General features: G+C 31.3%; 4 protein-coding genes. All 4 read left to right on the forward strand.

Translation table 11 applies throughout. From position 1 onward, the window contains the following. Window positions 1-149 precede the first annotated feature (149 nt). A complete protein-coding gene (locus tag EDD63_RS11330) occupies window positions 150-1,202 on the forward strand; it encodes a M42 family metallopeptidase (RefSeq protein ID WP_134171423.1) in 1,053 nt (350 codons plus the stop codon). A gap of 9 nt (window positions 1,203-1,211) precedes the next feature. After that, window positions 1,212-1,526 (forward strand): GIY-YIG nuclease family protein, encoded by a 315-nt coding sequence (locus tag EDD63_RS11335; RefSeq protein ID WP_134171424.1) that lies wholly within the window; start codon window positions 1,212-1,214, stop codon window positions 1,524-1,526. A gap of 253 nt (window positions 1,527-1,779) precedes the next feature. Next, complete coding sequence (locus EDD63_RS11340; RefSeq protein WP_134171425.1) at window positions 1,780-2,286, forward strand: RNA polymerase sigma factor; 507 nt, start codon at window positions 1,780-1,782, stop codon at window positions 2,284-2,286. Further along, entirely contained in the window at window positions 2,283-3,305 is a 1,023-nt protein-coding gene (locus tag EDD63_RS11345; protein WP_134171426.1) for a hypothetical protein, read from the forward strand. The genes EDD63_RS11340 and EDD63_RS11345 overlap by 4 nt, the downstream gene beginning before the upstream one ends. Window positions 3,306-3,486 lie beyond the last annotated feature (181 nt).

Here is a 3,486-nt window from a genome sequence, read left to right on the forward strand (position 1 = left end):
TCACAAATAAATTATACCAAAAATAACGCCTATTCTCTTACGAGTTTAGGCGTTATTTTTATGATTTGAAGCTGTACTAAGTGTCACAGCCCCTTTTATTTTTTTGAGAAAATGGTAGAATAGACATAAAGAATTTTGGAGGTAATGGGATGAATAAACAACTCGCTGAAGCGTTAAGTAATGCATTTGGACCATCTGGTCATGAAGAAGATGTAGTGGAAATTATAAAACGTCATACAACAGCAAATGTAGAAGTAGATCACTTGAAAAATGTATATATTAATTATGAAGAAAGTGAATTACCAACTGTGATGCTGGATGCACATAGTGATGAAGTTGGTTTTATGGTGCAAGATATTTGTGATAATGGATTATTACGTATCGTACCACTAGGAGGTTGGATTTTACATACTATACCTGCACATCGAGTAATTATCAAAACGCGTGATGGACAATACGTAAAAGGGACAACAACTTCTAGACCTCCACACTTTATGAGTGCCAAGCAAAGAGAACAAGCTTTAGAAATGGATGATATCTTTGTGGATATTGGTGCTACATCAAAACATGAAGTAGAAAACGTATTTCATATAACACTTGGTGATCCAATAGCACCAGAAGTGTATATGGAAGAAATAGAAGCAACCGGATTACTTATGGGGAAAGCATTTGATAATCGTATTGGTTGTTACTGCGTATTAGAAATGATTAAAGCACTGGCAAAAGAAACTGTCGATGTACAAGTTGTCGGCGCAATTGCAGCACAGGAAGAAGTCGGTACACGTGGTGCAAAAGTGAGTGTAAATAAAGTAAAACCTAACTTAGCAATTATCTTTGAAGGTTCACCAGCTGATGATGTATATAGCGATATTACACATCCGCAAGGAAAGTTACATAGTGGACCGCAAATTCGTTATATGGATAGTGGAATGATTTCAAATCCTTCATTAATTGAAAAAGCAAAAGAAGTTGCAACTAAATATGACATTCCATTTCAATGCACTGTACGAAAAGCAGGTTCAACAAATGGAGCAGCTATCCACATTGCTGATACAGGCGTACCATGTTTAGTTTTGGGGATTCCAACACGATATGCACATACACACTATGGCTATATTTCGTCAAGTGATGTGGATCATACAATTGCACTAGCAATTGAATTCATCAAAGAATTAAATGCAGAAGTGATTGCTTCACTATAAGCGATATCTATGTATTATATTTATATGCTTCGTTGTGATGATGATTCAATTTATACAGGCATCACAACAGATATAGCAAAACGAGTAAAAGAACATTTCTATAAAAGCGACAAAGCTGCAAAGTATACAAAAACAAGAAATGTAGTAGCACTTGAAGCATTATGGTCATGTGATAATCGTAGTTTAGCTAGTAAGCTTGAATACAAAATTAAACACTTATCAAAACAACAGAAGGAACAGTTGATTTTAAAACCAATAAGTCTTGTTGATGAAACATATAAACAAGAAAAACTATTTTGTTTAGAAACATACCTTGATAATTAAAATATGCGTATCTTAAAATGTATTTGAATTTACATTTGTAAAATGCTTTGTTACAAAAAAAGTATTAACAAATATTTGAACAATTACATTGACTATTAAGTAAAGCATTTCTATGTATTGAAAAGTACGGTATATAGAGATGCTTTTTCTATTGGTTTTCATTTTATTGATTTAATAGTTAATAAAAAGTGAAAAAAGTTTGTGGTTTTTTTAAATCTCATTCGTTATATTAGTAAGGGGAGAGCAAGAACATATGAATAGAAATAATCAAGATTGGATGGAGAAAATATATGTTCGATATAAACAACAACTTTTTTTGTACGCTCTTTCACTAACAAAGTCAAAAGAGAAAGCAGAAGACCTAACCTCCGAGACAATAGTTCGTGCAATACTATCCTATGACTATAAGAATCCAAATATTGAGTTTTGGTTATTTCGAGTGTTGAAAAATCTCTATATCGATACTGTCCGAAAGGACAAATTTTTAATCGACACAAATAAATATAATGTTGATTGGGTACAAGATCCGTATGATGCTACAGCAACTTATATCAAAAATGAACAAACTAGATGGTTATATTCCAAGATTTATGAACTAGCACAAAGAGAACGAGACATTATGTTATTAAGTCTAACATCGAATCTAAGTGATAATGAAATCGCTTGTCATTTCGAACTTGAAGTGAACACAATGAGAATGATACGTTACAGAGTAAAAGAAAAGCTAAAACAAATTGCAAAAAAGGAGAAGTTGTTATGAAAAAAGATGAATTTGATAAAATGTTTGAAATGAAAAATGATCATTCAGAAGACGATAAAATAATAAAAGAAACAAGACTTGGTTTGCGAAAAAATATATATAATAGAATCGTTGTTGTTTGTGTAATTCTTGGTGTTTTAATAACTGCTACAGTTTTTGGATATCGTTCATGGAAGACAAATTCAAATTTTAATCCATTGAAAGAAGAAGTAGTAATTAAGAATGAATCATATGATATATTTCAATATGTGCTGACTGCATATGTAGAAACAACAAATTCGAGCGGAACATATTCGTTTGATTATTATGATACAAAAAGCATACTTCGAAATGGATTAACTGAATATTCTATTTATGGTAGATATAATTCATTTGGACTGAATAGAGAAAATAATGGTATTCCAACGGAAATCGTTATAAAGGATAGTAAACTTATTTCTTCAACATTTGATTTAAATGAAGATGAACATGATTATGAAAACAAAGGAGAAGCTGATGTATCATGGAACTATGAAAAGGAAAACTATCTCGAAACAATTTCGGAATTACCAAAAACTGCTAGATATGATTATTCCATACGCTTTAAAAAACCAATAAGTTACGAGCAACTTTCAAAATTATTACTAAGTCGTCAAAGTTATAGTAATAATATTGATTATGCTTGTATGTATGCAAGTGATGGAAAAACGCTTGGATTAAATTTAGCAAGACAAAATAGAGCAATTTGGACGAGAAATGGTCGCATGAATACAGATTATGACAGTGCTTCGGAACTGAAAAAGTACTATAAAAAGCAACTTGAATTCTTAGCTTCTCAAGAAACGGTAGTTAAGATACTTGGATCGAGCGAAGAGTATAAGCTTATTCAGGAGCAATTGAAAATCGTCGAAAGTGGAGAATCAACTATCCTTGGAATTAGAGTACAAAGTGATGCTGATACATTGTTAAGGTACATAAACGATAGGAATACAGATGCAGTTTATATTAAAGATGTAAGTTTATCCTACTTTGATAAATAATTCTATTTTTTCAATTTTACAAAGGATATAGACAATAATGATTCTAAGCAATTTATTGAAAGAAAAAATACGGTCATTGAAAATAATTGGCTTAATTCAACCGATGCGCACCTAACTTAGATTGTTACATGTATGATGATACATTGAAATGTAAGATTACCATATAAAAATAAGGAAGGTA

The organism is Breznakia blatticola (assembly GCF_004365815.1).
GTDB classification, from domain to species: domain Bacteria; phylum Bacillota_I; class Bacilli_A; order Erysipelotrichales; family Erysipelotrichaceae; genus Breznakia; species Breznakia blatticola.

Coding starts and splice junctions, on each gene's coding strand:
- EDD63_RS11330 (WP_134171423.1), top strand. CDS start 150: ATGAATAAACAACTCGCTGAAGCGTTAAGTAATGCATTTGGACCATCT.
- EDD63_RS11335 (WP_134171424.1), top strand. CDS start 1,212: ATGTATTATATTTATATGCTTCGTTGTGATGATGATTCAATTTATACA.
- EDD63_RS11340 (WP_134171425.1), top strand. CDS start 1,780: ATGAATAGAAATAATCAAGATTGGATGGAGAAAATATATGTTCGATAT.
- EDD63_RS11345 (WP_134171426.1), top strand. CDS start 2,283: ATGAAAAAAGATGAATTTGATAAAATGTTTGAAATGAAAAATGATCAT.